Origin of the sequence: Rhodococcus sovatensis, assembly GCF_037327425.1 — a bacterium.
In the GTDB taxonomy this organism is placed as follows: Bacteria; Actinomycetota; Actinomycetes; order Mycobacteriales; family Mycobacteriaceae; genus Rhodococcoides; species Rhodococcoides sovatense.
This window is the reverse complement of sequence record NZ_CP147846.1, coordinates 3,717,495-3,743,238: the sequence shown is the minus strand read 5'-3', so window position 1 is coordinate 3,743,238 and position 25,744 is coordinate 3,717,495. Positions and strand designations below refer to the sequence as shown.

The 25,744-nt window shown below is 64.3% G+C and carries 32 protein-coding genes; 26 read left to right on the top strand and 6 right to left on the bottom strand.

Annotation, left to right across the window (positions count from 1 at the left end):
• Positions 1-2: 2 nt before the first annotated feature.
• Both WDS16_RS17370 and WDS16_RS17365 read right to left on the bottom strand, forming a co-directional pair.
• Positions 3-320, bottom strand: coding sequence for a hypothetical protein (locus tag WDS16_RS17370; RefSeq protein WP_338886446.1), 318 nt, complete (start codon positions 318-320; stop codon positions 3-5).
• 206 nt (positions 321-526) lie between these two features.
• Entirely contained in the window at positions 527-1,327 is an 801-nt protein-coding gene (locus WDS16_RS17365; protein WP_338886445.1) for a hypothetical protein, read from the bottom strand.
• Positions 1,328-1,360: 33 nt separating this feature from the next.
• Here WDS16_RS17365 and WDS16_RS17360 point away from each other — a divergent pair, with 33 nt between their 5' ends.
• From WDS16_RS17360 to WDS16_RS17350, 3 genes are read left to right on the top strand one after another with little or no spacing between them, the layout of a single operon-like run.
• A complete protein-coding gene (locus WDS16_RS17360; protein ID WP_338886444.1) occupies positions 1,361-2,314 on the top strand; it encodes a Ppx/GppA phosphatase family protein in 954 nt (317 codons plus the stop codon).
• Complete coding sequence (locus tag WDS16_RS17355) at positions 2,311-3,483, top strand: hypothetical protein (RefSeq protein WP_338886443.1); 1,173 nt, start codon at positions 2,311-2,313, stop codon at positions 3,481-3,483. Before WDS16_RS17360 ends, WDS16_RS17355 begins: the two co-directional genes overlap by 4 nt.
• A 13-nt stretch (positions 3,484-3,496) precedes the next feature.
• Positions 3,497-4,336 (top strand): sugar phosphate isomerase/epimerase, encoded by an 840-nt coding sequence (locus tag WDS16_RS17350; protein WP_338886442.1) that lies wholly within the window; start codon positions 3,497-3,499, stop codon positions 4,334-4,336.
• Positions 4,337-4,407: 71 nt separating this feature from the next.
• On the opposite strand, the gene WDS16_RS17345 is transcribed toward WDS16_RS17350, so the two are convergent.
• On the bottom strand, positions 4,408-4,764 hold the full coding sequence (locus WDS16_RS17345) for a hypothetical protein (RefSeq protein WP_338886441.1): 357 nt from the start codon (positions 4,762-4,764) through the stop codon (positions 4,408-4,410).
• Between the two features lie 85 nt (positions 4,765-4,849).
• On the opposite strand from WDS16_RS17345, the gene WDS16_RS17340 reads away from it, so the two are divergent.
• The 8 genes from WDS16_RS17340 to WDS16_RS17305 all read left to right on the top strand — a co-directional run bounded on the left by WDS16_RS17340 (position 4,850) and on the right by WDS16_RS17305 (position 10,813).
• A complete protein-coding gene (locus WDS16_RS17340) occupies positions 4,850-5,482 on the top strand; it encodes a MerR family transcriptional regulator (protein ID WP_338893510.1) in 633 nt (210 codons plus the stop codon).
• Entirely contained in the window at positions 5,479-6,309 is an 831-nt protein-coding gene (locus tag WDS16_RS17335; RefSeq protein WP_338886440.1) for a thioesterase family protein, read from the top strand. The genes WDS16_RS17340 and WDS16_RS17335 overlap by 4 nt, the downstream gene beginning before the upstream one ends.
• A 32-nt stretch (positions 6,310-6,341) precedes the next feature.
• On the top strand, positions 6,342-7,157 hold the full coding sequence (proC, locus tag WDS16_RS17330) for a pyrroline-5-carboxylate reductase (RefSeq protein WP_338886439.1): 816 nt from the start codon (positions 6,342-6,344) through the stop codon (positions 7,155-7,157).
• A 127-nt stretch (positions 7,158-7,284) separates the two neighbouring features.
• Entirely contained in the window at positions 7,285-7,521 is a 237-nt protein-coding gene (locus WDS16_RS17325; RefSeq protein ID WP_338886438.1) for a helix-turn-helix domain-containing protein, read from the top strand.
• 324 nt (positions 7,522-7,845) lie between these two features.
• On the top strand, positions 7,846-7,947 hold the full coding sequence (locus WDS16_RS17320) for a 30S ribosomal protein bS22 (protein ID WP_003402602.1): 102 nt from the start codon (positions 7,846-7,848) through the stop codon (positions 7,945-7,947).
• Between the two features lie 177 nt (positions 7,948-8,124).
• Complete coding sequence (locus tag WDS16_RS17315) at positions 8,125-9,231, top strand: NAD-dependent epimerase/dehydratase family protein (protein ID WP_338886437.1); 1,107 nt, start codon at positions 8,125-8,127, stop codon at positions 9,229-9,231.
• Complete coding sequence (locus WDS16_RS17310; protein ID WP_338886436.1) at positions 9,228-10,307, top strand: lysophospholipid acyltransferase family protein; 1,080 nt, start codon at positions 9,228-9,230, stop codon at positions 10,305-10,307. Before WDS16_RS17315 ends, WDS16_RS17310 begins: the two co-directional genes overlap by 4 nt.
• Positions 10,308-10,324: 17 nt before the next feature.
• Positions 10,325-10,813, top strand: coding sequence for an N-acetyltransferase family protein (locus WDS16_RS17305; protein ID WP_338886435.1), 489 nt, complete (start codon positions 10,325-10,327; stop codon positions 10,811-10,813).
• 26 nt (positions 10,814-10,839) lie between these two features.
• On the opposite strand, the gene WDS16_RS17300 is transcribed toward WDS16_RS17305, so the two are convergent.
• Positions 10,840-11,778 (bottom strand): HAD-IB family hydrolase, encoded by a 939-nt coding sequence (locus WDS16_RS17300; RefSeq protein WP_338893508.1) that lies wholly within the window; start codon positions 11,776-11,778, stop codon positions 10,840-10,842.
• Positions 11,779-12,018: 240 nt separating this feature from the next.
• On the opposite strand from WDS16_RS17300, the gene WDS16_RS17295 reads away from it, so the two are divergent.
• From WDS16_RS17295 to WDS16_RS17230, 14 genes are all read left to right on the top strand, one after another.
• Positions 12,019-12,291 carry a glutaredoxin family protein gene (locus WDS16_RS17295; RefSeq protein WP_338886434.1) on the top strand — a complete coding sequence of 91 codons (273 nt, stop codon included), beginning with the start codon at positions 12,019-12,021 and terminating at the stop codon, positions 12,289-12,291.
• A gap of 228 nt (positions 12,292-12,519) precedes the next feature.
• On the top strand, positions 12,520-13,368 hold the full coding sequence (locus WDS16_RS17290; RefSeq protein WP_338886433.1) for a redox-sensing transcriptional repressor Rex: 849 nt from the start codon (positions 12,520-12,522) through the stop codon (positions 13,366-13,368).
• A complete protein-coding gene (locus tag WDS16_RS17285; protein WP_338886432.1) occupies positions 13,365-14,747 on the top strand; it encodes a glutamyl-tRNA reductase in 1,383 nt (460 codons plus the stop codon). Before WDS16_RS17290 ends, WDS16_RS17285 begins: the two co-directional genes overlap by 4 nt.
• The gene (gene hemC / locus WDS16_RS17280) at positions 14,744-15,787 is read left to right on the top strand and encodes a hydroxymethylbilane synthase (protein WP_338886431.1); all 1,044 of its coding nucleotides are present in this window, start codon (positions 14,744-14,746) and stop codon (positions 15,785-15,787) included. Before WDS16_RS17285 ends, hemC begins: the two co-directional genes overlap by 4 nt.
• Positions 15,788-15,946: 159 nt before the next feature.
• Positions 15,947-17,509: a bifunctional uroporphyrinogen-III C-methyltransferase/uroporphyrinogen-III synthase gene (locus WDS16_RS17275; protein WP_338886430.1), complete on the top strand. Its 1,563-nt coding sequence runs from the start codon at positions 15,947-15,949 to the stop codon at positions 17,507-17,509.
• A gap of 17 nt (positions 17,510-17,526) precedes the next feature.
• Positions 17,527-18,501 carry a porphobilinogen synthase gene (gene hemB / locus WDS16_RS17270; RefSeq protein WP_338886429.1) on the top strand — a complete coding sequence of 325 codons (975 nt, stop codon included), beginning with the start codon at positions 17,527-17,529 and terminating at the stop codon, positions 18,499-18,501.
• On the top strand, positions 18,498-19,091 hold the full coding sequence (locus WDS16_RS17265) for a hypothetical protein (protein ID WP_338886428.1): 594 nt from the start codon (positions 18,498-18,500) through the stop codon (positions 19,089-19,091). Before hemB ends, WDS16_RS17265 begins: the two co-directional genes overlap by 4 nt.
• A gap of 91 nt (positions 19,092-19,182) precedes the next feature.
• A complete protein-coding gene (locus tag WDS16_RS17260; protein WP_338886427.1) occupies positions 19,183-19,341 on the top strand; it encodes a hypothetical protein in 159 nt (52 codons plus the stop codon).
• Positions 19,342-19,416: 75 nt separating this feature from the next.
• Positions 19,417-19,617, top strand: coding sequence for a hypothetical protein (locus tag WDS16_RS17255; RefSeq protein ID WP_338886426.1), 201 nt, complete (start codon positions 19,417-19,419; stop codon positions 19,615-19,617).
• Between the two features lie 102 nt (positions 19,618-19,719).
• Positions 19,720-20,193 (top strand): hypothetical protein, encoded by a 474-nt coding sequence (locus tag WDS16_RS17250; protein WP_338886425.1) that lies wholly within the window; start codon positions 19,720-19,722, stop codon positions 20,191-20,193.
• Positions 20,190-20,429, top strand: coding sequence for a hypothetical protein (locus WDS16_RS17245; RefSeq protein ID WP_338886424.1), 240 nt, complete (start codon positions 20,190-20,192; stop codon positions 20,427-20,429). The genes WDS16_RS17250 and WDS16_RS17245 overlap by 4 nt, the downstream gene beginning before the upstream one ends.
• Positions 20,430-20,446: 17 nt before the next feature.
• The gene (locus tag WDS16_RS17240) at positions 20,447-20,728 is read left to right on the top strand and encodes a metal-sensitive transcriptional regulator (RefSeq protein WP_068380163.1); all 282 of its coding nucleotides are present in this window, start codon (positions 20,447-20,449) and stop codon (positions 20,726-20,728) included.
• Between the two features lie 22 nt (positions 20,729-20,750).
• A complete protein-coding gene (locus WDS16_RS17235; RefSeq protein WP_338886423.1) occupies positions 20,751-20,954 on the top strand; it encodes a cation transporter in 204 nt (67 codons plus the stop codon).
• A gap of 47 nt (positions 20,955-21,001) precedes the next feature.
• A complete protein-coding gene (locus WDS16_RS17230) occupies positions 21,002-22,129 on the top strand; it encodes a PQQ-dependent sugar dehydrogenase (RefSeq protein WP_338893506.1) in 1,128 nt (375 codons plus the stop codon).
• 45 nt (positions 22,130-22,174) lie between these two features.
• Here the strand turns inward: WDS16_RS17230 and WDS16_RS17225 are convergent, their stop codons facing one another.
• On the bottom strand, positions 22,175-24,139 hold the full coding sequence (locus WDS16_RS17225) for an acyl-CoA dehydrogenase (protein WP_338886422.1): 1,965 nt from the start codon (positions 24,137-24,139) through the stop codon (positions 22,175-22,177).
• A 43-nt stretch (positions 24,140-24,182) separates the two neighbouring features.
• Positions 24,183-24,389 carry an inositol 2-dehydrogenase gene (locus WDS16_RS17220; protein ID WP_068380180.1) on the bottom strand — a complete coding sequence of 69 codons (207 nt, stop codon included), beginning with the start codon at positions 24,387-24,389 and terminating at the stop codon, positions 24,183-24,185.
• 64 nt (positions 24,390-24,453) lie between these two features.
• Here WDS16_RS17220 and WDS16_RS17215 point away from each other — a divergent pair, with 64 nt between their 5' ends.
• Positions 24,454-25,719, top strand: a complete 1,266-nt coding sequence (locus WDS16_RS17215) for an adenosylmethionine--8-amino-7-oxononanoate transaminase (protein ID WP_338893504.1) — start codon at positions 24,454-24,456, stop codon at positions 25,717-25,719.
• The last annotated feature ends 25 nt before the right edge of the window (positions 25,720-25,744 follow it).

The window sequence follows — 25,744 nt, the reverse complement described above, 5'->3', positions numbered from 1 at the left end:
GGTCAGGTCAGGAACCAGGTGTCGCGTAGTGGGTACTGGGCAGCCCGGACCAGCCAGCGACCTTCCTGACGGCATTCCTTCTGGACGTAGTGGCCGTCCCCGCGGCATTCGATCAACCTGGACGTTCCGTACGGACTGACGACGATCGACTTCGTGCCCGGCGTGTAGGCACTTCCGGTGCTGATACCGCCGGGTGCGAACACGTCCACGAACTCACCCGTCGCGTCGTACCAGGTCCATGGATCGGCAGACGCGGTCGGTGCTAGGCCGGCCGCCAAGCCGAGCGCGATTGCCGTCGTCGCAACCAGTTTCTTGATCATGAAATGCCCCTTCGTCGCCGTGTGTCGGTGTTCGCAGTGTCGTACCGGCATGCGGCCGAAAGGACTGATCGAGGTGATTTCACCCGAAAAGGATCAGGGGGTGGGCGCTCCGCACCAGTGGCGCGATTGAGTGCGCCCCAACATACTTAACCGTGCCACTGGCGGCGGAGCCGCCAGTGGACCAGCGCCCGCGGAGCCGCCCGGCGTTATTTGGTGCGCTGCGCCTCACGCGTCGCGGGGTGGACCGCGATGAGTCCGAGGCCGCGGCGGCGTGTGCACAGGGACGCCAGCTCCTCGTATGCGGGCTTGCCGAGCAACTCGATCAACTCGGGCCGGTAGGACTCGAACACCTGCTTGCTGCCGACGTGTGCGTCGGGGGAGCCGGAGCAGTACCAGGACAGATCGTGACCACCCTCGCCCCAGCCGCGGCGGTCGTACTCACCGATGGTGGTCTTGAGCACCTCGGTACCGTCCGGGCGCGTGATCCAATCCTGGGTGCGGCGGATCGGTAGCTGCCAACACACGTCCGGCTTCACCTCGAGCGGTTCGATGCCTTTGCGCAACGCCATCGAATGCAGTGCGCACCCGATTCCGCCGGCGAACCCGGGGCGGTTCTGGAATATGCATGCGCCCTTGTACCGGCGCGTGCGCAGTGACTGTTCGTCGTCGAGATCGTCGTACTCGACGTACCCCTTCTTTCCGAGGCCCTTGTCCATCAGCTGCCAGTCCTCGGCAGCGAGTAACTTCACCGACGCGTCGAGCTTCTTCTTGTCGTCGTCGTCGGAGAGGAACGCGCCGTGCGAGCAGCAGCCGTCATCGGGACGACCCGCGACGGTTCCCTGACATGCGGGGGTGCCGAACACACACGTCCAATTCGACAACAGCCATGTGAGGTCTGCCGCGATGATGTGTTCGGAGTTGTCCGGATCTGGAAATTCCACCCATTCGCGAGGAAAGTCCAGGTCGACTTCTGCAGCGAAAACCGGCTGCTTACTACCTGCTGTCACAAGAGACGACGGTAGACCCAGTACCGTGGGGATGTGCGATTAGGGGTGCTCGACGTCGGAAGCAACACCGTACATCTTCTGGTGGTGGATGCGCATCGCGGTGGGCACCCGACGCCGATGAGTTCGTCGAAGGCGACTCTGCGGTTGTCGGAGAACACCGATGCCGACGGAAACATCACGCGCGAAGGTGCAGATCGCCTGGTGGGCGAGGTCGGAGACTTCGCCGCGATCGCCAAGAAGTCGGGTTGCGAGGAACTCATGGCTTTCGCGACTTCGGCGGTACGTGATGCACACAACAGTGATGCAGTTCTTGCGCGAGTCCAGCAGGAAACCGGCGTGGCTCTACAGACGCTGTCCGGGGTCGACGAAGCGCGACTTACGTTCCTCGCGGTGCGCCGCTGGTACGGCTGGAGTGCCGGTCGCATCGTGAACCTCGACATCGGTGGCGGCTCCCTCGAATTGACGTCGGGAACCGACGAGGACCCCGACCAAGCGTTTTCGCTCTCACTCGGCGCAGGCCGCCCGACCAGGGACTGGCTCGACGAAGACCCGCCAGGCAAGCGGCGCGTCGCGGTTCTGCGAGACTGGCTCGACGCCGAGCTTGCGACACCGGCAAAAGAGCTTCTCGCGGCCGGGGAACCGGATCGGACGGTCGGTACATCGAAGACGTTTCGGTCGCTGGCACGGTTGACCGGCGCGGCACCTTCGGCAGCCGGTCCGAGGGTGACTCGGACGCTCACCGCGGACGGTCTCAGGCAACTCATAGCCTTCATTTCGCGGATGACGGCGTCGGACCGTGCAGAATTGGAAGGTGTCAGTGCCGATCGGTCACCGCAATTGGTGGCGGGGGCATTGGTAGCGGAAGCGAGTATGCGAGCACTGTCGATCGATACGATCGAAATTTGCCCGTGGGCGCTGAGGGAAGGGTTGATTTTGCGGAAGCTGGACACCGAAATGGACGGCGATCTGGTGGTGCGATCGACATGAGTGACAACAACGCTGACCCGGAAGACACCGGTCAGATTTCCGTTGCCGAGCTTCTGGCGCGCAACGGTCAGAAGTCGACGGGCGTCAGTTCGGGTGGACGTCGCCGTCGCGGCGTGAAGGGTGGCATCTCGGTAGCCGAGTTGACCGGTGAGATCCCGGTGGTTCGGTCCGAGCCCGCGTCCGCGCAGGCTCCGGTGATCGCAACCGAACCTGCGGCCCAGGACACCCCGGCCAAGGACACTCCGCCTCAGGACACTCCGCCGCAGGACACCCCGGCCCAGAAACCTCTGCCTCAGCAAAAGACTCCGACACGGCAGCCGCGGGACAAGACCACACCGGAACCGGAGTTGCTGTCCGGCTCGACGACAGCTGCCGGTGATCTGCTCAACCGAGCCCATGACGAGAGCGAGCGTCGCCCTTACGGTGCGACAGCGTCTCAGCGCCCGACGCCGAGCCAGCGACCCACGCCGAGCCAGCGGCCCACGCCGGTGACCGGTCGTCGGGCAACCGCTGACGAGACCGACGCGCGGGCCACCGATCGCCCGCAACGTTCCGCTGGGTTCGTGGCTCGGAGCCGAACCCAACCGGCCGTCACGGACGCCGAACCGGTCACCGACGTCACGCCGACACCTGACGCGGACGCGACGGCTCGGACGCCTGACCTGACCAAGAAGGTCGCTGCGCTCGAAGCACAGACCACGGCTCCGGACAAGTCAGCCGAAAAAGAGTCGGCCACAGAGAAGCCGGCCACAGAGAAGCCGACAACAGCACAGTCGACAGCAACGATCGACAAGAACATCGACAAGAACGAGGATGCACCCGGCACCGAGGACGACTCTGCTGGTGCAGCGGAGGTCGAGCCGTCGGCGACGCCTGCCGCCCCGGAACGTGTTCCAGGCAAGAAGGATGCGGCCAAGCAATGGCTCGCACTCGTCGGCCAGGGTGTCGTCGCCGTCATCGTCGGTGCGCTGCTGTTCAAGGGCTTCGAACGACTGTGGGACATGCTGCCCTGGGTGGCTCTGATTCTTGCAGTGCTCGTGATCGTCGGTCTGGTTGCGGTGGTGCGGATCCTGCGTCGAACCGACGACATGATCAGCATGGTGATCGCGATTGCCGTCGGAGTGTTCGTCACGCTCGGTCCGCTTGCGTTCCAACTGAGTACCGGCTGATCGGGCATCGGAAATGGGCGGTCGTGTCGCTGTTGGGCTGTCCACTGCCTCGGTGTACCCACAGAACACCGAGGCGGCGTTTCGGTATGCCGCCGAACTGGGTTACGACGGAGTCGAGTTGATGGTGTGGGCCGAGTCGGTCAGCCAGGACGTCGAAGCGGTCGGAGCCCTCGTACGGAGATACGGCGTCCCGGTGCAGGCGATTCATGCGCCGTGCCTGCTCATCTCGCAACGGGTGTGGGGTGCCGATCCGGCGGCGAAGCTGGAGCGTTCGGTGCAGGCCGCGGAGAAGCTCGGCGCGTCGACAGTCGTCGTGCACCCGCCGTTCCGGTGGCAGAAGAAGTACGCCGACGGATTCGGTGAGCAGGTTGCGGATCTCGAGATGGGATCCGACGTCATCGTCGCTGTCGAGAACATGTTTCCGATGCGGGCAGACCGATTCTTCGGCCGGAAGGAAGGCTCTGCAGCCCGCCTCCGCAAGCGTGGCGGCCCGGGTGCGGCGCTGTCGGCATTCGCGCCGTCCTACGATCCGACCGACTCGGGACACGCTCACTACACGCTGGATCTGTCGCACACGGCCACGGCAGGCACCGATGCTGTCGAGATGATGAACAGAATGGGTGACGGTCTCGCGCATCTGCACCTCGCCGACGGACGAGGCGCGTCGGTCGACGAGCACCTGATTCCGGGGCACGGTGATCAGCCCTGTGCCGAAGTCTGCACCGAGCTGCGGCGACGCGGGTTCACCGGTCAGGCCGTGATCGAGATCAACACGCAGAATGCGCGGACGCTGGCGGAGCGGTCGTCGATGCTCGGTCAGGCTCTGTCGTTCGCGCGTCGCTACCTGCAGTGAACGCGCGGGGTGTCACAGCGCCCCGACGCCGGCGACGACGACGGCAATACCGCTGACGAGGAGTCCGGCCGTCAGCGCTGCGGCACCCACCCACACCGCTGCCATCGCACGACCGGGCTTCTGCGGATCGGTTCCGAGTACCGACAGAAAGAACCTGCGGGGATGAAAATCGCTGCTGAGAGTACGGCGATCGAGCCCACCGCGGACCAGACGTCCGAGACGCCCGCCGCGTTCGTCACGAGGGCGACGACCAGTCCTAGCGTCACCAGGACGCCCGCGTGCGCGTGCCCGGCGCGGAAGAAGGTCTTCTGCAGAGCATTGGCTCCCTGCGCGCCGCTTGTCACCCTGAGCAGGAACGTTCCGCCGTATGCGATTCCAACGACGGTGATCAGAGTGATGCCGAGAGCGATGGTCAGCAGTGCGCTCATGTTGGGCTCCCTGTTAAAGTCGTCTGGATACTTTCACTATCTATAGTGGATAGTGAAAGTATCCGATATGTCAAGGGAGGCTGGAGTGCGCGTGTCCGAGCTGGTCGATGCGTCGGGACTCCCGCTCGCGACCATCAAGTACTACCTGCGTGAAGGTCTGCTCATGCCGGGCGAGGCAACGAGCGCCACGCAATCGAAGTACGGCGATCAGCACGTCGAACGACTCGTGCTGATCAAGGCGCTCACCGGGGTGGGTCTACCTATAGGCAGGATTCGGACCGTTCTGCAGCTGATCGAACACCCGGACAGCTCACTCGTCGAGACGTTGGGACGCGCCATTTCCGAGCTTCCGCCCTACCTGGACGGTGGCGACGCGTCCGAATACCCACGGGCGCGAGCTGCGATGGGGAAGTTGGGGCAGGTGTACGACCCGAGGTTCGCGGCAGTCGCGCAGCTCGAACGGGCACTCCAGTCGGCCGAGGACGTAGGCATACCCATGACCGACGAACGGTTGGAGGTCTATGGACGCGCGATCCGCCGGATCGCCGAATACGACCTCGCATTGATGCCGGAAACCACGGACGCAGCCGTCGAGTACGCCGTGCTCGGCACCGCGATCTACGAACCGATCATGACGGCCCTCAGACGGCTTGCTCACCAGGACATCGCGTCCACCACCCCTGAACCGAAGAACGTCTCCGAAAGGCAAGATCGATGAGCAGTCCATTCAAGTCGGCTACGACACTGACGACTTTCGACAGGACGGAGACCGACGGCTCCTACTCCGCGGTGATCGACTCGACGTGGACCATCGGACCCAAGGTCCACGGAGGGACGATGCTTGCCGCGTGCGCCGCCGCAGCAAAATCGCAGCTACGAGGCGACGATGTCCAACCACTGGCGGTGAGCGTCAGCTACCTCAATGCACCCGATCCGGGCGAGGTTGCACTGACCGCGATCGTCCGCAAGCGCGGCAAGCAGGTCTCGCACGTCGACGTCGAGATGACTCAGGGTGACCGGGTAGCGGCCCGTGCGATGGTGACATTGGGTCGGCCGGACGTCGACGCCCCCCGCCACGAGGTGCAGTCATCTCTGTCGTCGATGCCGGTAGAACCGCCCGCGGAGACCGAGGCAATCGGCGGCGACCATCCGATGGCTTCCATCGTGCACGTCGCGCGCGGATGTGAGATGAGAATCGACCCGACGTCGGCACATTTTCTGACCGGCAAGCAGGGAGAGCCGGAGGTTCGGATGTGGGTTCGGCCGCACGAGGGTGACGAGGCGGACGCGGACACATATGCATTGTTCGCGCTCATGACCGGGGATATCTGCGCGCCCGTGACGATGAACCGGGGCATGTTCGGATGGGCGCCGACTGTGCAGCTCACCACGTACCTGCGCCGACAGCCTGCTCCTGGCTGGCTCCGGGTCGCGGCCAGCAGCACCGTTATCGGAGGCACATGGTTCGAGGAGGACCACCTGGTGCTCGATTCGACCGGCGCCGTCGTGGTGCAGAGCAGGCAGCTGGCGATGGTGCCGCGCTGAGGCTCGACCAGCCGCCGATCTAGGCTTCCCGCATGACGAGAATTGCTGTAATTGGAGGCGGGCGCATCGGCGAGGCGTTGATCGCCGGACTGCTGGAAGCTGGATATGCAGTTCGCGACCTGGTGGTGGCCGAGAAGTTCGAGTCCCGCGCTGCCGAGCTGGCCTCGACCTTCGGGGTGCTGACGACGACGATCGCCGAGGCGTCCGAGAACGCCGATGTCATCGTGTTGGCCGTCAAGCCAGGAGACGTGGACGGCGCACTCACCGAGGTCGCCAAGACCGACCTCGACGGCGAACGTGAACAGCTCATCGTCTCGCTCGCCGCAGGTGTGCCGACTTCGAAGTTCGAATCGAAGCTGCCTGCGGGGTTCCCCGTCGTGCGCGTCATGCCCAACACACCGATGCTCGTGGGCGAGGGCGTCAGCGTTCTTGCACCGGGAAAGTACGCCAAGACCGAACATCTCGAACTCGTGCGGACGATTCTGTCCACGGTCGGCAAGGTCGTCACCGTGAAAGAGAACCAACTCGATGCCGTGACGGCGGTATCCGGGTCCGGTCCCGCCTACTTTTTCCTCGTCGTCGAGGCGATGATCGACGCCGGTGTCGGCCTCGGATTGACCCGCGAAGTCGCCTCCGCGCTCGTCGTTCAGACGATGGTCGGGTCCGGAGCGATGCTGGATCGGTCCGATGAGACGCCGGCGGAGCTTCGTTACGCAGTTACTTCTCCCGGCGGAACAACGGCAGCTGCCGTGCGAAAACTGGAAGAAAACGGCCTCCGAGCAGCATTTTTCGATGCGTTGGACGCCGCAAAAGCTCGTGCAGCTGAGATGGGCGTCACAGCGGAATAGAAAACTGATTCCCTACACCCGTCGCAGTAACCCCATTGGTCACGTTAAGCTCAGTGGTAGCACGTGCGTGTCTGTTCGGCAGGAGGGGAAGCCTGCCGCGCGAGACGTGCCGGAGGTATGTGAATAGATGGCGCCTGTAAACAAGCCGTCCAAGGGTGCGTCCCTGGATGGCCAACCAGCTCTGGCTGGAACGCAATTCCTCACAGTGGCCGAAGTGGCAACGCTGATGAGGGTGTCCAAGATGACTGTGTACCGACTGGTGCACAGCGGAGAGCTGCCTGCTGTACGAGTGGGTCGATCGTTCCGTGTGCACGCCAAGGCTGTGCACGATTACCTCGAGACCTCGTACTTCGACGCAGGCTGAGTCGCACCCCTTCGGTGTCGACTTGGCTCTATCGGGCCGGTTTCGTGGATCGTTGTCCACACCGGTAAGGTGGAGTCTCGTCGTGGCCGAGTAATATCGGCGCTCGTACCAGGGTCACGAGCAGAGCCTGCGAAGAGAGCAGGTTGGCGAGTAGTTGCATCGAGCTTCGACCTTGGAGGTTCAAGCAGATCGAGGCCCGAGCGCCAGCTTGGGGATCGAAGGCTCTTACCACGTGAAATTTGTGGGGGAGTTCGACGCTGCCAGGTAGGCGTACGCAACTTCGCGTGCGCGAAAACGCTAGAGAAGAACGTGAGGACACCCGCCATGGGTTCAGTGATCAAGAAGCGTCGCAAGCGCATGTCGAAGAAGAAGCACCGCAAGCTGCTTCGTCGCACTCGAGTGCAGCGCAGGAAACTCGGTAAATAGAGCTTCGAAAAGGAGCCCGTCACCAGCACTGGTGGCGGGCCTTTTTCGTTGGTCCGTACTCGACGCGGGCATGTCCGAACAAGCATTTATCCTGCACAGGGTGTCGAAATCGGTTCGCTCGCATCTTCCACGGATTCCAGTAGGCTGCAGGCCAGCGGCAATCAATCGGGGGTGTGAGTGACTTCGAACGAGCGAGGCGTTGCGGCGCCCAAAGTGGTGCTGGTCACCGGCGCGAGCCGCTTCCTCGGCGGGTACCTCGTTACCCGACTGGCCCAGAATCCCGCTGTAGAGCGCGTCATAGCCGTCGACTCCAGATCCCCTAGTAAGGATCTGCTGCGTCGAATGGGACGCGCGGAATTCGTCCGGGCCGACATCCGCAATCCGCTGATCGGGAAAGTCATCCGAAATGCGGGCGTCGACACCGTCGTGAATGCGGCGACCATCACCAAGCCCCCCAGATCCGGCGGGCGCGCGACGATGAAAGATCTCAACGTCATCGGCGCGATGCAGTTGTTCGCGGTGTGCCAGAAGTCCCCGTCGGTGCAGAAAGTCGTTCTTCGGTCCTCCTCTTCGGTGTACGGATGCAGTGCCAAGGATCCGGTCAAGTTCACCGAGGAGATGAGTGCGCGTAAACCTCCGTCGGGAGCATTCGCACGCGACACCATCGACATCGAGGGGTACATCCGAGGGCTCGGACGTCGCCGGCCAGACATAGCCGTGTCGATTCTGCGGATGGCGCCGTTGATCGGACCACGGCTCAACGGGTCCATTTCCCGTTACATGACCTCGCCGCTCATCCCCAGCATCATCGGGCGCGACGCGCGGATGCAGCTCCTGCACGAAGAAGATGCTCTGGCTGCGCTCGAGCGCGCGACGATGGGTGGGCCGGCCGGCACATTCAATATCGGTGCCGACGGCACCATCATGTTGTCGCAAGCCATTCGTAGAGCCGGGCGCATCGAGGTGCCGGTGCCGTTTGCGCTGTTCAAAAGCGTCGGCCGCGCGCTGATGGGCGGAATGATGCGCGAATTCACGACCGAACAACTGGACTACTTCCACTTCGGCTGCGGGCTGGATACCACTCGAATGCGATCCGACCTCGGATTCGAACCTCGGTGGACTACGGTTCAGGCATTCGACGACTTCGTTCGTGGCGCCGCAATTCGGCCGGTGGTCCGGACCGAGTGGGTGGACTCGGTCGAGAAACGTGCGTTGTGGGCTGCGGACGCCGGTGCAGCGTTGTCCAAAGCCGCATTGGCTGCGACTACAGGCAGGGAGAGGTGAACGAGGTGGCGAAGGTGATTCCGCTGCACGGTAGCGGCGCCGGACGCGACCGTACCGAGCATGCCAACCGGAGCCGCAACCGTGCCGAAGACAGTCGCAGTCGGCACCCGTCTTCGTACGCCGACACCACGCCGCCGATTCCGCTGGTGCCACCCGTGGCCGCCCATCCTCTCGATCCTGTGGGGCCGTCGGACGCTTCCCAGATCGCCGCTTCTCAGATAGACGCGGCGAAGACGAAACTCGTCGAGACCATCTCGGACACAGCCGAATTCGTTCGCCGCCGCATGGCCGGCGACTACGTCGTCGACGAGTTCGGCTACGATCCGCACTTCGCCGACGCCCTATGGTTGCCGCTCCTGCGTCCGCTTTTCGACAAGTGGTTCCGAGTCGAAATCAAAGGCATCGAGAACATCCCGAACGACGGTGGGGCACTCGTCGTCGCCAATCACGCCGGCGTGATTCCGGTCGATGCGCTCATGGCGTCGGTGGCCGTCCGTGATCACCATCCTGCGCACCGTCCATTGCGAATGTTGGCTGCCGACATGGCATTCGAGATGCCGGGCGTCGGGACCATCGCACGCAAAGCGGGTCACACGCTCGCCTGCAATCCCGACGCGGAACGTCTGCTTCGGATGGGCCAGGTGGCCGCTGTGTTTCCCGAGGGCTTCAAGGGCATCGGCAAGCCCTTCAGTGAGCGATACAAACTGCAGCGCTTCGGCCGGGGCGGGTTCGTGTCGGCCGCATTGAAAACCGGTGCGCCGATCATTCCGTGCTCGATCGTCGGTTCGGAAGAGATCTACCCCAAGATCGGCGACATCACCCCGTTGGCGAGATTGATGGGCATGCCGTATTTCCCGGTCACCCCGTTCTTTCCCCATCTGGGCCCGCTCGGTCTCATTCCGCTGCCGTCGAAGTGGTACATCGAGTTCGGCAAGCCCATCGCAACCGACTCCTACGATGCTCAGGCCTCGGAAGATCCGATGGTGCTCTTCGAATTGACCGACCACGTACGAGAGACCATTCAGCACACCCTGTACCGACTGTTGGCCAAGCGCCGCAACGTCTTCCTGGGCTGATCGGTACCCTGGTCCGGGTGCTGATTCGAGACACCACCACCGAGGACCTCTCAGCGATCCTCAGTATCCACAACGACGCCATCAGGAATACGACGGCCATCTGGGACGAGACCGAGGTCGGCCTCGACGAGCGGATGGAGTGGTTGGCCGGGAGGTTGCGGGCCGGCTACCCCGTTCTGACGGCCGTCGTCGACGGAGAGGTTGCCGGATACGCGTCGTACACGCAGTGGCGACCCAAGAGTGGCTACCGCCTCACCGTCGAGCATTCGGTCTATGTGGCGGACAGCTTCCAGCGCCGCGGACTTGCGAGTGCGCTACTCACGGAGCTGATCGATCGGGCGCGGTCGGCCGGAATCCACGTACTCGTCGGGGTCATCGAGTCGACGAACACGACGTCGATTTCACTGCACGAGAAGTTCGGGTTCGTCACTGTGGGACAGATGCCCGAGGTCGGCATCAAATTCGACCGGTGGCTCGACCTCACCCTGATGCAGCTGACGCTGTAATCCCGACGCGGCAAACCTGACGGTGGTCAGCCTGCTCGGCGGCGACCGATCACTGCCGCGAGCCCGCCGCCGACGGCGCCCAACGCGAGAGCGGTCGGTACCCCGATCTTCGCCGCCTTGCGGCCCGTCCGGAAGTCTCTGATTTCCCAGCCGCGGTTCTTGGCGAGTTCGCGCAGGTCCGCGTCTGGATTGACAGCGACGGCTGTGCCTACGAGCGAGAGCATCGGGACGTCGTTGTGACTGTCCGAATACGCCGTGCAGCGCTTGAGGTTCAACCCCTCGCGCACGGCCAGCGTCCGCACTGCGTGCGCCTTTCCGAGGCCGTGCAGAATGTCGCCGACGAGCCTGCCGGTGAATACGCCGTCCTTGCTCTCGGCGACGGTACCCAGCGCGCCGGTCAGCCCGAGCCGCTCGGCGATGATCTGCGCCAGCTCCAGGGGCGTGGCAGTCACGAGCCAGACTTGCTGGCCTGCGTCGAGATGCATCTGTGCGAGCGCGGCCGTGCCTGGCCAGATTTTGTCGGCGATGAGCTCGTCGTAGATTTCCTCGCCGAGCATGCGCAGTTCGGAGGTCGGTCTGCCCTTGATGAAGGAGAGCGCCTTCTCTCGACCGCTTGCGACGTCCTCGCTGTTCTCTTTGCCACTGACTCTGAATTTGACCTGCTGCCAGGCGAACTGAGCGAGGTCCCCACTGGTGAAGTACTTGCGCGCAGCGAGGCCGCGGGCGAAGTGGATGATCGAAGCGCCCTGGACCATCGTGTTGTCGACGTCGAAGAACGCCGCTGCGGTCAAATCCAGCGGAACCGATGCGCCGCCCTCTGTCTGCAGCGCGATGGCTGCGTCCGCGCTGGCCTCACCGGCGACGCTTGCCCGGACCTCGGCGTCGGAGGGACCGAGCGGGTTGCGGAGCCGTCGCTTTCGGCGCTTCTCTCGCTTGTCCTCATCGGGCCTGTCCGTCTCGACCATGTCCTCGTCGGGTACGTCGGACACCGGTAGATCGTCGACGCCCGGTTCCTCGGCCGTCGTGTCGTCGTCAGGCGTCTGAAAACCCCCGTTGCTCATCACGCGCACCTCCATGTTCGAGCAGTGCCATGAACCCTAGCCCGTACATCGAAACTCCGAACCGGCCGCACGGACCCGACCAGTGCGGACGTCGTCGCAGCGATGTGACGTTCGTCTCTCCGATGCGCATGGAAGGGTGGAAGCATGGTTTCTCCGGACCCGACCGTGGTTCTTCTCACCCGCGCAGGCTGTCACTCTTGCGTCGTCGCGCTCGCGCGTCTGCAGGAGGTGTGCAGCGATTTTGCGATCACCCCGACGTCGATCGACGTCGACGAAGTCGCCGACACAGCCCCTGACCTGCGCGCCGAGTTCGGTGATCGCGTGCCTGTGGTCCTGCTGGACGGCCGCGAGCACAGCTACTGGGAGGTCGACGAGCCTCGGCTGCGGGCGGACCTGACGGCTCGGAGGGCACCCTAAGAACGCGAGTGGGCTCTCGCTTTGCAGGTGAGGGCCCCTCTAGCACGGATCGAGCGACTTTGTTCATTCGTTCACAAGCGGTTACCGTGGTCCCAGCGCAGGAGTTGAAACCTGCAGAACGACCCAGGCTCGCAGGAGTGGAACCTGTGGAACCTGCATGAATTTTTCGATCGAGCTTGTCCAGGATCACCGTGAAGACCGGCATCGCAGCCGGTCGGACGAGGAGCCATGATTGTGACCGAAGAGCGCCCGGCCGTGCCGGTTGGTGTCGAACGGTCACCTGGTATCGGTCGATCTGCAGCTCCCGAACGCGTTATCCCACAGGCTACGGTGACGCGATTGGCGACCTACTTGCGGGTCCTCGGAATCCTGGCAGACGATGGAGTTCTCATCGTGTCCAGTGAAGAACTGGCCAATGCCGCAGGGGTCGGATCGGCCAAACTTCGCAAGGATCTGTCTTTCCTCGGGCCCAATGGTGTTCGCGGAGTCGGGTACGACGTCATGCGTCTGCGAGCGAAGATCGAAAGTGCACTCGGCCTCGATCGGGGGCACAAGGTTGTGCTGGTGGGTGTCGGAAACCTCGGGGAAGCGTTGGCTAGGTACGGCGGATTCGGTCGTCGAGGATTTTCGATGGTGGGGCTGTTCGATCGCAATCCGGAGCGGGTCGGCCTCGATGTCGACGGTCTCCGGGTGCAACACGTCGACTCTCTCGAGCAGGCGTGCCGCGACCTCGAAGCGACCATCGGTGTCATCGCTACTCCCGACGAGTCCGCGCAGTCGGTGGCGTCTTCGTTCGTCGCGGGCGGTGTCGAATGCATCCTCAGTTTCTCTCCGGTGACGCTGGACGTACCGGATCGAGTGGAGGTAAGGCGCGTCGACCTGGCCGTCGAGATGCAGGTTCTCTCGTTCAACAGCTCGCGTAACGAGGCTGCTCGTCGTGCGCCGGCGTTGTCTCCCAACCCTCGACTGGGTCGTAGTCGAGGACCGCGGGTAGTGCCCGGTTCGCTACCGAGCACGTCCGCCATCAGCCCCTCAGTAAACAGTTCGACAAGAAACGGATCGGTGATTGCACCGTGAGTGTCCTTCTCGTCGGGATTTCGCACCGTAGCGCTCCCGTCGCAGTCCTAGAGCGTGTCGCCATCACCGACACCGAGCGACCCAAGCTGACCGACAAGCTCATGGCCAGCGGCAACATCTCCGAGGTGATGGTCGTCTCGACCTGCAACCGGGTCGAGGTGTATGCGGTGGTGGACGCGTTTCACGGCGCTCTGGCAGCGGTCGGCGAAATACTCTCGGAGCACTCCGGTCTCCAGGTGCCGGAACTGACCAGGCACGCGTATGTGCGCTACAGCGAGGCGGCCGTCGAGCACCTCTTTGCCGTCGCCAGTGGCCTCGATTCGATGGTCATCGGTGAGCAGCAGATCCTCGGACAGATTCGCGCCGCGTACGCGTCGTCCGACAGCCAGCAGGCGTCGGGACGGGTTCTGCACGAGCTTGCCCAGCAGGCTCTACGCGTCGGCAAGCGGGTGCATTCCGAGACCGGGATCGACTCGGCCGGCGCGTCGGTGGTGTCGGTTGCACTCGATCGGGCCGCACTGCTCTTCGGTGGCAGCCTGAGGGGACGGACCGCAGTAGTTCTCGGCGCAGGAGCGATGGGCGGCCTGTCCGTCGCGCATCTCGGTCGCGCGGGGATCGAACGTCTCATCATCGTCAACCGCACACGGGAGCGAGCGGATCACCTTGCCGACACCGCTCTCTCGGCGGGTGTCGAGGCCACCGCGATGAACTTCGAGGACTTCGCGTCCGCGCTGGCCGACGCCGACATTCTCGTCACCTGTACCGGTGCGGTCGGGGCCGTTGTCTCGCTCGCCGATGCCCACGTTGCGCTTGCTCAGCGCGAGGCCGGACGCCCACTCGCAATCTGTGACCTCGGATTGCCGCGCGACGTCGAACCGTCCGTCGCCGGTCTGCCCGGCGTCGAGGTATTCGACATGGAGTCGCTCCAGCGTGACCCCGCTGCAGGCGCTGCATCCTCGGACGCGGCCGCGGCTCGTGAAATCGTTTCCTCGGAACTGTCCGGCTATCTCGCCGGCCAACGCCTCGCCGAAGTGACCCCGACGGTGACTGCACTACGCCAGCGCGCAGCCGAGGTCGTCGAAGGCGAACTGATGCGGCTCGAATCCAGGCTGCCCGGTCTCGACTCACCGCAGCGCGACGAGGTGGCACGCACTGTGCGACGCGTCGTGGACAAGCTTCTTCATTCGCCGACCGTGCGTGTCAAGCAACTGGCCACCACCCCGGGTGGCGACTCCTACGCAGCCGCGTTGCGTGAGCTCTTCGAGCTCAGCCCCGGTGCCGTCGAGGCGGTCGCGAGCCCGATAGAGATCAACGGAATGGAACTTGTGGACGACTTCACAGCCAGCCGGACAGAGGTTCGGAAGGGACAAGCGGAGTGAACGAGATCGGGAACGACTCGGACGCAACGGCGGTCGTTCGGATCGGAACACGTGGATCGCTGCTCGCTACGACGCAGGCCGAGACCGTCCGTCAGGGACTCATCGCGGCAGGGCTCGACGCCGAGCTCGTCATCGTCAAGACGGCAGGCGATCTTTCCGCGGCCCCGGTGCAGACAATCGGCGTCGGCGTGTTCACCGCCGCGCTGCGCGAAGCGCTGACCGACGGCAAGGTCGACATCGCCGTGCACTCGTACAAGGACTTGCCGACGGCCCCCGACGAGAGGTTCGTCATCGCCGCGATTCCCGAGCGCGAGGATCCGCGTGATGCGCTCGTCGCCCGAGACGGTCTCGTTCTCGGTGAGCTGCCCGCGGGTGCCCGCGTCGGTACTTCGGCGCCTCGCCGCGCAGCCCAGCTGCGAGCTCTCGGTCAGGGCCTCGACGTGCAGCCGTTGCGCGGCAACCTCGACACCCGCATCGGGAAGGTCGCGTCCGGGGAACTGGACGCAGTGGTCGTTGCGCGCGCCGGCCTGGCCCGTATCGGCCGTCTCGACGTCGTCACCGAGTCCCTCGACCCGGTTCAGATGTTGCCCGCGCCTGCTCAGGGTGCTCTGGCCGTCGAATGCCGCAGCGCCGATACCGATCTCATCGACGTGGTACGCAGCCTCGACGACGCGAATTCACGTGCGGCCGTTGCGGCCGAACGCGGCCTGCTCGCGGAGTTGGAAGCTGGGTGTACCGCTCCGGTGGGTGCGATCGCGGAAGTCGTCGAGTCCATCGACGAGGACGGCCGGATCTTCGACGAGATCTCGTTGCGTGGGTGCGTCGCCGCCATCGACGGCAGCGACAGCATCCGGGCCTCCATCGTCGGGTCGATCGACAATGCCGAGGAACTCGGCCGTGACCTTGCCCGCGAGTTGCTCGATCTCGGAGCTCGCGAGCTGGTGGCCGTCACCGAACCTGCAGCCTCACCATCGGCTGTCTCATCATCTGCTGTGTCATCACCACAGTCAGCGCACACCGGGGGAGCCACCCATGTCTAGGTCGATCACCGCACCGACTCGCGGACGTGCCAAACGCAGGGCCCCGCGGCCGCCGGTCAGAGGCGGATCCATCGCAACTGCGCGGTTGATCCCCAAGAGGGGCCCGGCCACCCCGATAGAACTGCATTACCCACACAAGAAAGCACTGGAGAACAACCGATGAGCCCAGTCCGCAAGAACGCCAACGGGCGGATCCTGTTCGTGGGATCCGGGCCGGGTGACCCGGCTCTGCTCACTGTCCGAGCACGTGAGGTTCTCGGCGCCGCCGAGCTCGCCTTCACGGACCCGGACGTCGACAAGGGCGTCGTCGCCCTCGTCGGCAACGACCTGCCCCGTGACCCGGAGACCGGCGCCAATGGCGTCGACGTCCGGCCGGCCCTCGGTGAGCCCGCAGAGGTCGCGAAGACTCTGCTCGCCGAGGCGAAGAACGGACACGACGTGGTCCGGCTCGTGTCGGGAGATCCGCTGACCACCGATTCGGTGATTGCCGAGGTCAGTGCCGTCGCCCGTACCCACGTGCAGTTCGAGGTTCTGCCCGGCCTGCCTTCCGGATCGGCAGTGCCGAGCTACGCGGGCATGGCGTTGGGATCGGGTCACACCGAGGCCGACGTCCGAGGAGAGGTCGACTGGGCTGCGCTCGCTGCAGCTCCCGGTCCGCTGGTCCTGCATGCGACGTCGGGACACCTCGCCGAGACCGCAAGCGCACTCGTCGAACACGGACTCGCTCCGCAGACGCCCGCCGCGATCACCGTCCGCGGCACCACTCGTCAGCAGCGCACCGTCGAAGCGACCCTCGCGACGCTCAACGACGCAGGTAGCGAGCTCGTGGGCTCGCTCGTCGTCACCGTCGGCAAGGTCGTCGCGGGACGAAACAAGATGTCGTGGTGGGAATCTCGGGCGCTGTACGGCTGGACCGTACTCGTGCCGCGTACCAAGGATCAGGCGGGCGAGATGAGCGATCGGCTCGTCACGCACGGCGCCATCCCCATCGAGGTCCCGACCATCGCCGTCGAGCCGCCCCGCAGCCCGGCGCAGATGGAACGCTCCGTCAAGGGACTGGTCGACGGTCGATACCAGTGGGTCGTCTTCACCTCCACCAACGCCGTTCGTGCGGTGTGGGAGAAGTTCGAGGAGTTCGGGCTCGATGCTCGTGCGTTCTCTGGCGTGAAGATCGCTTGCGTCGGTGAAGCTACCGCGGAGAAGGTCCGGTCGTTCGGAATCAATCCCGAACTGCTGCCGTCGGGGGACCAGTCCTCCCTCGGGCTGCTGGAGGACTTCCCGCCGTACGACGAGGTCTTCGATCCGGTCAATCGGGTTCTGTTGCCGCGTGCGGACATTGCGACCGAGACGCTTGCCGAGGGTCTGCGTGAGCGTGGTTGGGAAATCGACGACGTGACCGCCTACCGCACCGTGCGGGCCGCACCGCCACCCGCCGAGACACGCGAGATGATCAAGACCGGTGGATTCGACGCGGTGTGCTTCACGTCGAGTTCGACCGTTCGCAATCTCGTCGGAATCGCCGGTAAGCCGCACGCGCGCACGCTCGTTGCCTGCATCGGACCCAAGACCGCCGAGACTGCCGTCGAGTTCGGACTGCGGGTCGACGTGCAGCCCGAGACCGCGCAGGTCGGTCCACTGATCGAGGCGCTGGCCGAGCATGCCGCTCGTCTGCGCGCAGAAGGCGCCCTGCCGCCTCCGCGTAAGAAGTCTCGTCGGCGCTGAAACGAAGTGAGGCACCCTTGTTCCCGGTAGATCGTCCACGCAGACTCAGGCGCACCCCGGCGCTTCGGCGTCTTGTTGCCGAAACCTCGTTGCAGGCACGGCATCTGGTGTTGCCGATGTTCGTCGCGGACGGCATTACCGAGCAGCGGGAGATTTCGTCGATGCCAGGTGTCTTCCAGCACACGCTGGATTCGCTGAGCAAGGCCGCCGAAGAGGCGGTCGCTGCGGGCGTCGGTGGTCTCATGTTGTTCGGTGTTCCGCGGCCAGAGGACAAGGACGCAACCGGCACTGGCGCAAGCGATCCTGACGGGATCCTCAACCGAGGGCTGCGAGCGCTGAAGGCGGATCTCGGCGATGCGACGGTCATCATGGCCGATACGTGCCTCGACGAGTTCACCGATCACGGCCACTGCGGGGTGCTGACGCCCGAAGGTGTGGTCGACAACGATGCGACTTTGGCGCGCTACGTCGATATGGCTGTGGCACAGGCAGATGCCGGTGCACACCTGCTCGGACCGAGCGGAATGATGGACGGCCAGGTAGCCGCGATTCGCGACGGGCTCGACGCAGCCGGACACACCGAGGTCGGCCAGTTGGCGTACTCGGCGAAGTATGCGTCCGCCTTCTACGGGCCGTTTCGGGAAGCGGTCGGGTCTTCGCTGCAGGGGGACCGGCGTACCTATCAGCAGGATGCGGCGAACCGTCGCGAGGCCGCGCACGAGGTGGAGCTCGACCTCGCCGAAGGTGCAGACATGGTGATGGTCAAGCCCGCGATGTCGTATCTCGACATCCTTCGGGACGTTGCCAACATCTCGCCAGTACCTGTTGCGGCGTACCAGATTTCGGGTGAGTACGCGATGATCACAGCCGCCGCGCAGAACGGGTGGATCGATCGAGATGCGGCGGTGCTCGAATCGTTGACGAGCATCAGGCGCGCGGGTGCCGATGTCGTACTGACCTATTGGGCAACAGAAGCGGCAGGGTGGCTGTGAGCAACAACTGGCATCCCGAGAACGAGCAGCAACCTCCCCAGCCGGACTGGGAACGTTGGGAGGCCGAGCATGGCCCACCGCCGCTGCACCAGGTCGACCGACCGGCCCCGGTCGACGTCGAGACAGCTCGGCACCTCTTGTGGGGAGTGGCAGGGCTCGGACTACTCAGCTTGTTGATGACTTTGATCATGGTGAACGGTGAGCGGACGGTCTTCGCGCAACAGCTCGTCGACGACATCAAGGCTCAGGATCCCTCGCTGCCCCTGACGCTCGACTCCGCCGAGACATATCTGACGGTTGCCCTCGTGATGATGGCGTTGTTCGGGATCGGTTTCGCGGCGTTGTTCACCTACTGGGTACAGAAGATGCGGATGGGTCGACTGTGGGCCCGTGCGGTGTTGACGATGATCGGAACGGTCACCGTGGTGCTGGCGATCCCGCAGCTGTTCGGTTTCGGTGTCGACGGTGGTGCCTTGCAGATCGTCATGAGTGTGGTCTCGATCCTGCAAGGGGTGCTGGCCGCAGGAGCGAACTACCTACTTCACCGTAAAGAGTCCAATGCCTACTTCCTGGCTTCCCGTAAAGCCTGACGCCCTCGGCGTGTCACTCACGTCACTTCAGTAACATGTGATTAGTATCACCGTTCATGGGGGACCCTCGAGTGGACGGATCTGAAGACCCATGACGCAGCCCAATATTCGACCCGCCAGTATTCGACCTGCCGACATGCGATCCGCCGAGGATGTCGAGCGTGGCCGACCACTGTGGGCACTGCTCGGCCTCCTTGTCGCGGTATCCATCGCTGTGTTGATCATGACGTTGGGATTCAGTGCGGCGTGACCAGCTGCGTTTGAGTTCGGCGCGCTTCGGCAGGTAGCGTGATGGAAGTCACATACGGGACTTCCGAGGAGTTGCATGCAGGTCCGAGCGAAATCCACACCCCCGACGTCGATATCTCCGACGGCTGTGCCGGGGTCGCGTCCGCGTGACCTGCCCAGCAAGACGGTTCCGTGCGAACACGGCGTGGCACGAGAGCTGCTGTTGATCGGACTCGTCGTGGCGATAGGCGTACTCGCGGCTGTTGTGATTCTTCTGCCTGCCATGGTGACCGGCTGATCGACCCGGAAGCTGGGTATCAGGCGGCGTCAGGGCAGTATGGTGTCGTGAATTCCGACATCCCGACGGTAGACCGGCCACCGGCTCGGGAATGGTTCGCTCGTGTCCGATAGTCCAGTGTTGTTCGCCGAACCGGGCGCGCGTTGGTCGGCGCTTGCCTGGGGGCCCGCGTTCTGCTCGATCGTGCTGGTGGTGGAATTGCTGACCGGGCCGGTGGTGCACTGGTTCGCGCTGGCATTGTTCGCTCTGCTGCTCGTCGGATTCACCTACGTTCAGATTTCGGCTGCGCGACGCCATGTCAGCGTCGAACTCACGTCCTCGTACCTCCGGCAGGGGACGGAGACCGTCGAACTCGACGACATCGACGTGGTGCTGCCCCCCGCCGATTACTCGGACGGTGACTACGAGCCGAGGAAGTGGGAGACAGCCCGGGTGCTCGGCGAACTGAGTGGTGTCCCGCGTCGGCGTCACGGCATCGGTATACGTCTGGTCGGCGGAGCGCTGGTCCAAGCGTGGGCGAAAGACGACGACGGCCTCCGAGAAGCGCTAGGGGAGGTTTTGGTGAGTAGGGAATGAGGGGGATCGGGGAGGGCATCGGCGCGATTGCTCTGCTGGTAGTCGCCGTCGTGTGCTGGAATCTCGGAGTCACCGACAGCACATTCGCGGCCGTCGTCGGCGGGCAGCCCGAGTTCGTGTCCACCAGATACTCGGGATCGTGGATCGCAGCGGCTACGTTCTGCGTGCTCGTTGCGCTCTTGCTGTCGGTCGATGCAGTTCGATGGTCGGTTCTGCGGCGTTCCCATACCCGGTAGGGGTACCATCTTCTGGTATGAGTAGCTATTCGCCTGAACAGGACGATCTGTTGAAAAGATTGCGGCGCGTCGAAGGCCAGGTCGCGGGAATTTCGCGCATGGTCGCCGAGGACCGCTACTGCATCGACGTCCTGACGCAGGTGTCCGCAGCCACGAAAGCGCTGCAGTCCGTTTCGCTCAAGCTGCTCGACGCTCACCTCGCAGGGTGTGTCGTCGAGGCCGCCAAGAAGGGTGGTCCCGAGGCGGATGCCAAGGTGAAAGAGGCGTCCGACGCGATAGCGCGACTCGTCCGCTCCTGACTACCGTAAGAAGGTTCGAACCATGAAACGCAGTTTTGTCGTCGAGGGAATGACGTGCCAGCATTGCGCTGCTTCGGTTTCCGAGGAGATATCGGAGATCGGCGGTGTCGTCGGCGTCGAGGTCGACGTGGAATCGGGCCGAGTTCTCGTCACGAGCGAGACGGACATCGACGACGCCGCGGTGGCCGGTGCTGTCGACGACGCAGGCTACCGACTCGCCTCGTGACGGGTGTACGGGGCGTGCTGAACAGTACTTCCGCCCTGGTGTCGATCATGTGCCTCACGGTTGCCTGCTCGGCTGGACCTGAGTCGGAAGCGGCCGAGCCCAGCACGGTGCCACCGAGTTCGGTTACTGCGGTCGGCTCGTTTCCTGCCCTCGATGTGACCGTCGAAATGGATGGTCTCACCAAGCCGTGGGATGTTGTGTCCGCACCCGATGGGACGATTCTCACCGGCGAGCGCAGCGGGCGTTTCGTGGTCCAGCGCGCCGATGGGACGGTGGGTGATCTCGAGGCCGATCTCGCCGACCTCTACGCCCGAGGCGAGACCGGGCTCATGGGAATCGAATTGGCACTGGACTTCCCGACGTCGCGCGTGCTCTACACGTGCCAGGGCGTGGCGGGCGCCGACAATCGAATCGCGGTGCTCGAGTGGACCGTGGACGAGGACTGGACTTCGCTCACGCGGGTCAAGACGATCGTCGACGACATTCCCGTTGCAGACGGTGGACGGCACGGTGGATGCCGGATTCTGGCCGCGCCCGACGGCACGTTGTTCATCGGGACCGGGGACACTGCGAGTCCGTCGGTTCCGCAGGATCCGAACTCGCTGGGCGGCAAGGTATTACACGTCAACGCCGACGGCTCGGCGGCCGCGGATGCGCCGGGACGGGTCTACACGCTCGGACACCGCAACGTTCAGGGATTGGCGTTCGCGCCGGGAACCTCGCGCCTGTACGAGGTCGAGCAGGGCACAACACGGGACGACGAACTCAATCTGCTGGTGGCCGGCGGCAACTACGGCTACAAGCCGGACCGGTTGCCATCGACGTACGACGAGTCGGTACCGATGACCGATCCTGATCGCGTGCCGGGAGCGCGCGCAGCCGTCTGGAGCTCGGGAACGCCCACCATCGCGACGCCTGGGCTGACATTCGTCGACGGGCCTGCCTGGGGCGAATGGTCCGGTGCCGCCGTCGTGTCGAGCCAGCAGGGCGAGAAGCTCGTCTTTCTGAAGTTGAACGAGGACGGTACCGAGGTCACGCAGGAGGCCGTCGCGTTGGAGAACGCGTACGGGCGACTGCGTTCGCTGACTTCGTTGCACGACGGGTCGTTCCTGGTGACCACCGACAACGGATCGGACGATCAGGTACTGCGGGTGTCCCCGGCCCCGACCCCGTGAGTGCGTAGCTGCGTTTCGGATGCAGCTACGCACTCAGCTTCGGGTTCAGGCCTTGCTGGGGTGTGCTGCTTCTTCGTCGTCGCTACCGGCCTGCGGGTGGCCGAGCATCGCGGCACCGAGTAGCTGCTCGGGGACACCGAAGCCCTCGACCAGTTCGAGCGCGTGCGGGCGAAGAGTCTTGCAGCGCTCATTGATTCCGCGAGTCACTGCCTTGGACCGCTCGGTGGACAGGTAGCGGTGTTCGATGAACCACGCTTTGTCCTCCTCGATGACCGACAGCGCGTAGACGTCGCAGACCTGCTCGAGCAGCTGCTTGGCCGCCTCGTCCTCGCACGCCGCGATGCCGGCGACGAACGCCTCGAGAATGATCCGGTCGATGTGCGCGCTTGCGGCGTGAAGGACGTGATCCTGGACCGAGTTGAACGCGTCGAACGCGCTCATCTCCTTGGACTTGCGCTGCAGCCTGCGCGCCACGGTCGAGAGCAGGTAGTCCTCGCGGTCCTCGAACATCTTGACCTGAGTGCCGCGGTTGAACAGCGAGCCTTCCTCCTCGTTGTCCTGCCGGGTGTCGAGGATGGTCTGCATGATCGTCTGGGCCGCAGTCCGTTTGACGACGCGGTCACCGGCGAACTCGGCAGCGAACCGTACCCACTCGACAGGGCTCATGCTCTTGACGTCGTCGGCGTACGCGGTGAGCAGTTCCTTGGCGACGAGCTGCGTCAGCACATGGTTGTCGCCCTCGAAAGTGGTGAACACGTCGGTGTCGGCCTTGAGCGAGATGAGCCGATTCTCGGCGAGATAGCCTGCGCCGCCGCATGCTTCGCGTGCCTCCTGGATCGCCCGGGTAGCATGCCAGGTGTTCGCGGCCTTGAGGCCCGCTGCACGGGACTCGAGTTCGCGCTGCTCCTCGGCGTCCGGGTTGTCGGCCGTCTGTAGTTCGTGGAGCTTGGCGACGAGCTCGTTCTGCGCGAACTGCAGCGCATACGACTTCGCGATGAGCGGGAACAGGCGACGCTGATGGACCAGATAGTCCATGATCAGCACCTCTTCCTCGGACTTGGGCGCCGAGAACTGCCTACGCTGCAACGCATATCGAGTCGCGATGTCGAGTGCGACTCTTGCCGCAGCCGCTGCACTACCGCCGACGGTCACGCGCCCACGGATGAGCGTGCCGAGCATCGTGAAGAACCGACGGCTCGGATTCTCGATGGGGGAGGAGTAGGTGCCGTCGGCCGCGACGTCGGCGTACTTGTTCAGCAGGTTGTCGCGTGGGATCCGGACATGGTCGAACATGATCCGACCGTTGTCTACGCCGGGCAATCCGCCCTTGTACTGGCAGTCCGAGGTGGTGACGCCGGGCAGATCGTCACCGTTCTCGTCGCGCAGTGGCACGAAGAAGCAGTGGACGCCGTGACCTTCGGGCTCCTGTCCTGGGCCAGCGGTGATGAGTTGTGCGAATACTGCAGCCACGGTGGCTGTTTCGGCCGCTCCGCCGATGTAGTCCTTGCGCGAGGACGGCGTCGGTGAATGGACGACGAACTCACCGGACTCGGCGTCGTACGTCGCGGTGGTCTCGAGGGACTGCACGTCACTGCCGTGGCCCGTCTCCGTCATTGCGAAACAGCCGAGTAGATCCAGGTCGATGAGGCGTCGCACGTACTTCTCGTGATGACGCTCGGTACCGAGGTTTTCGATCGCACCGCCGAACAAGCCCCACTGGACCCCGGCTTTGACCATCAGCGACAGGTCGGACATCGCGAGCATTTCGATCATGGTGACTGCGGCGCCGACGTCACCGGTGCCGCCGTGTTCCTTCTTGAACCCGTCGTCTGCAGCTCCGTGCTGGGCGAGCAGCTTGAGCTGCTCGAGAGCCTTGGTGCGTGCGATGACGGTGTTCGGGGTGTAATGCGGACGAAATTCGTCGCGAACAAGTTGGGCGCGTGCCTCGTTCTTCACATCGCGCCAGCGACCGTCCAACGTGTTCCGAATGTGCTCCGAAGTCGTAGTCATACTCGACGGTAACCTTTTCCGGTTTCCGGCGAGGAGAGAAAGGTCACGAAGGCCACAGATACTCTCGGCCGATGTGCCGCACGCGGGCCCAGAACTTGCTTCGGCCGTACGGTCCATCACGGAATATCGACGCACCGTTGTCTTCCAGGGCGCGCGTGACGAGCGGGCTGTACCCGTCGAATTCTGCGATCAGGTGCTCCCGGAAGCCATCCGGCCAGGAGTACCGCGCTGGTTCGTGTTGTGCCTCCATGCTGGCGAGTGTAATGCAGACGTAACATGCGTGTTACAAGGATGAGTGCGGTTATTGTGTCCGCATCGACACGACAGAGATCTCCTCAATCGACGCTCGGCACGTCTGGCACCCGTACGGTGGGTTCCCGTCCACGACCAGGCCGCTCGTGGTTGCCGGCGCCGACGGTGTCCGGCTGACGCTCGCCGACGGCCGTGAACTCATAGACGGGATGAGTTCGTGGTGGGCAGCGGTGCACGGCTACCGCCATCCAGTGCTCGACGCCGCCGCCCGCGATCAGCTGGGCAGAATGAGCCACGTCATGTTCGGCGGACTGACTCACGAACCTGCGGCACGGCTCGCGGAACTATTGGTGCGTATCACGCCGGAGGGTCTGGACAAGGTTTTCTTCGCCGATTCCGGTTCGGTGTCGGTCGAGGTCGCCGTGAAGATGTGCATCCAGTATTGGCGTGCGCGCGGGCGGGAGAGCAAGCGCAGGCTGTTGACGTGGCGCGGCGGGTATCACGGTGACACGTTCGCGCCGATGAGCATCTGCGATCCCGATGGCGGAATGCACTCGCTGTGGTCGGACGTGCTCAATCGGCAGATCTTCGCGCCCGCACCGCCGCATGATTACGAGCCCGACTACGTGCGTCTCTTCGAGGAGCTACTCGAGCGGCACCGGGACGAGGTTGCCGCCATCGTGGTCGAACCGATCGTGCAGGGCGCGGGCGGAATGCGGTTCCATGATTCGAGGTACCTGACCGAGCTCCGTCGAATGGCCGACGAGCACGACGTTCTTCTGGTGTTCGACGAGATCGCCACTGGATTCGGACGTACCGGCGAGCTGTTCGCGGCGGACCACGCGGGTGTGGCACCCGATGTGATGTGCGTCGGTAAGGCGTTGACCGGCGGTTACATGACGCTTGCCGCTGCGCTGTGCACCTCGCCCGTTGCCGAGACGATCAGTGCGGGTGCGGCAGGCGGTTTGATGCACGGCCCGACGTTCATGGCAAACCCGCTGGCATGCGCGGTCGCAGTCGCAGCCGTCGAACTTCTTCTCGAACGGGACTGGCGAGCCGAGGTGGCGGGCATCGAACAGGGCCTGCGCGACGGCTTGGCTGGAGTCGAGACACTCGACGGCGTCGCCGACGTGCGTGTGCTCGGCGGCATCGGCGTCGTGGAGATGGACGAGCCCGTGGATATGCAACGAGCGACCGACGCTGCGGTAGCGGAGGGCGTGTGGCTGCGACCATTCGGACGTCTCGTCTATGCGATGCCGCCGTACATCTGCAGTGCAGACGAGATCGCGCGCATCTGTGCGGCGCTGGGGGCTGTCGCGCAAACTTGAACGCCGTTCAAGTAGGGTCGCTCGG

What these genes read in the sequence shown, in the direction of transcription:
- WDS16_RS17370 (WP_338886446.1), bottom strand. Translation starts at nt 320, where the DNA reads ATGATCAAGAAACTGGTTGCGACGACGGCAATCGCGCTCGGCTTGGCG.
- WDS16_RS17355 (WP_338886443.1), top strand. Translation starts at nt 2,311, where the DNA reads ATGAGTGACAACAACGCTGACCCGGAAGACACCGGTCAGATTTCCGTT.
- WDS16_RS17350 (WP_338886442.1), top strand. Translation starts at nt 3,497, where the DNA reads ATGGGCGGTCGTGTCGCTGTTGGGCTGTCCACTGCCTCGGTGTACCCA.
- WDS16_RS17345 (WP_338886441.1), bottom strand. Translation starts at nt 4,764, where the DNA reads ATGAGCGCACTGCTGACCATCGCTCTCGGCATCACTCTGATCACCGTC.
- WDS16_RS17335 (WP_338886440.1), top strand. Translation starts at nt 5,479, where the DNA reads ATGAGCAGTCCATTCAAGTCGGCTACGACACTGACGACTTTCGACAGG.
- proC (WP_338886439.1), top strand. Translation starts at nt 6,342, where the DNA reads ATGACGAGAATTGCTGTAATTGGAGGCGGGCGCATCGGCGAGGCGTTG.
- WDS16_RS17325 (WP_338886438.1), top strand. Translation starts at nt 7,285, where the DNA reads ATGGCGCCTGTAAACAAGCCGTCCAAGGGTGCGTCCCTGGATGGCCAA.
- WDS16_RS17320 (WP_003402602.1), top strand. Translation starts at nt 7,846, where the DNA reads ATGGGTTCAGTGATCAAGAAGCGTCGCAAGCGCATGTCGAAGAAGAAG.
- WDS16_RS17300 (WP_338893508.1), bottom strand. Translation starts at nt 11,778, where the DNA reads ATGGTCGAGACGGACAGGCCCGATGAGGACAAGCGAGAGAAGCGCCGA.
- WDS16_RS17295 (WP_338886434.1), top strand. Translation starts at nt 12,019, where the DNA reads ATGGTTTCTCCGGACCCGACCGTGGTTCTTCTCACCCGCGCAGGCTGT.
- WDS16_RS17290 (WP_338886433.1), top strand. Translation starts at nt 12,520, where the DNA reads ATGATTGTGACCGAAGAGCGCCCGGCCGTGCCGGTTGGTGTCGAACGG.
- WDS16_RS17275 (WP_338886430.1), top strand. Translation starts at nt 15,947, where the DNA reads ATGAGCCCAGTCCGCAAGAACGCCAACGGGCGGATCCTGTTCGTGGGA.
- WDS16_RS17260 (WP_338886427.1), top strand. Translation starts at nt 19,183, where the DNA reads ATGACGCAGCCCAATATTCGACCCGCCAGTATTCGACCTGCCGACATG.
- WDS16_RS17255 (WP_338886426.1), top strand. Translation starts at nt 19,417, where the DNA reads ATGCAGGTCCGAGCGAAATCCACACCCCCGACGTCGATATCTCCGACG.
- WDS16_RS17245 (WP_338886424.1), top strand. Translation starts at nt 20,190, where the DNA reads ATGAGGGGGATCGGGGAGGGCATCGGCGCGATTGCTCTGCTGGTAGTC.
- WDS16_RS17240 (WP_068380163.1), top strand. Translation starts at nt 20,447, where the DNA reads ATGAGTAGCTATTCGCCTGAACAGGACGATCTGTTGAAAAGATTGCGG.
- WDS16_RS17235 (WP_338886423.1), top strand. Translation starts at nt 20,751, where the DNA reads ATGAAACGCAGTTTTGTCGTCGAGGGAATGACGTGCCAGCATTGCGCT.
- WDS16_RS17230 (WP_338893506.1), top strand. Translation starts at nt 21,002, where the DNA reads ATGTGCCTCACGGTTGCCTGCTCGGCTGGACCTGAGTCGGAAGCGGCC.
- WDS16_RS17225 (WP_338886422.1), bottom strand. Translation starts at nt 24,139, where the DNA reads ATGACTACGACTTCGGAGCACATTCGGAACACGTTGGACGGTCGCTGG.
- WDS16_RS17220 (WP_068380180.1), bottom strand. Translation starts at nt 24,389, where the DNA reads ATGGAGGCACAACACGAACCAGCGCGGTACTCCTGGCCGGATGGCTTC.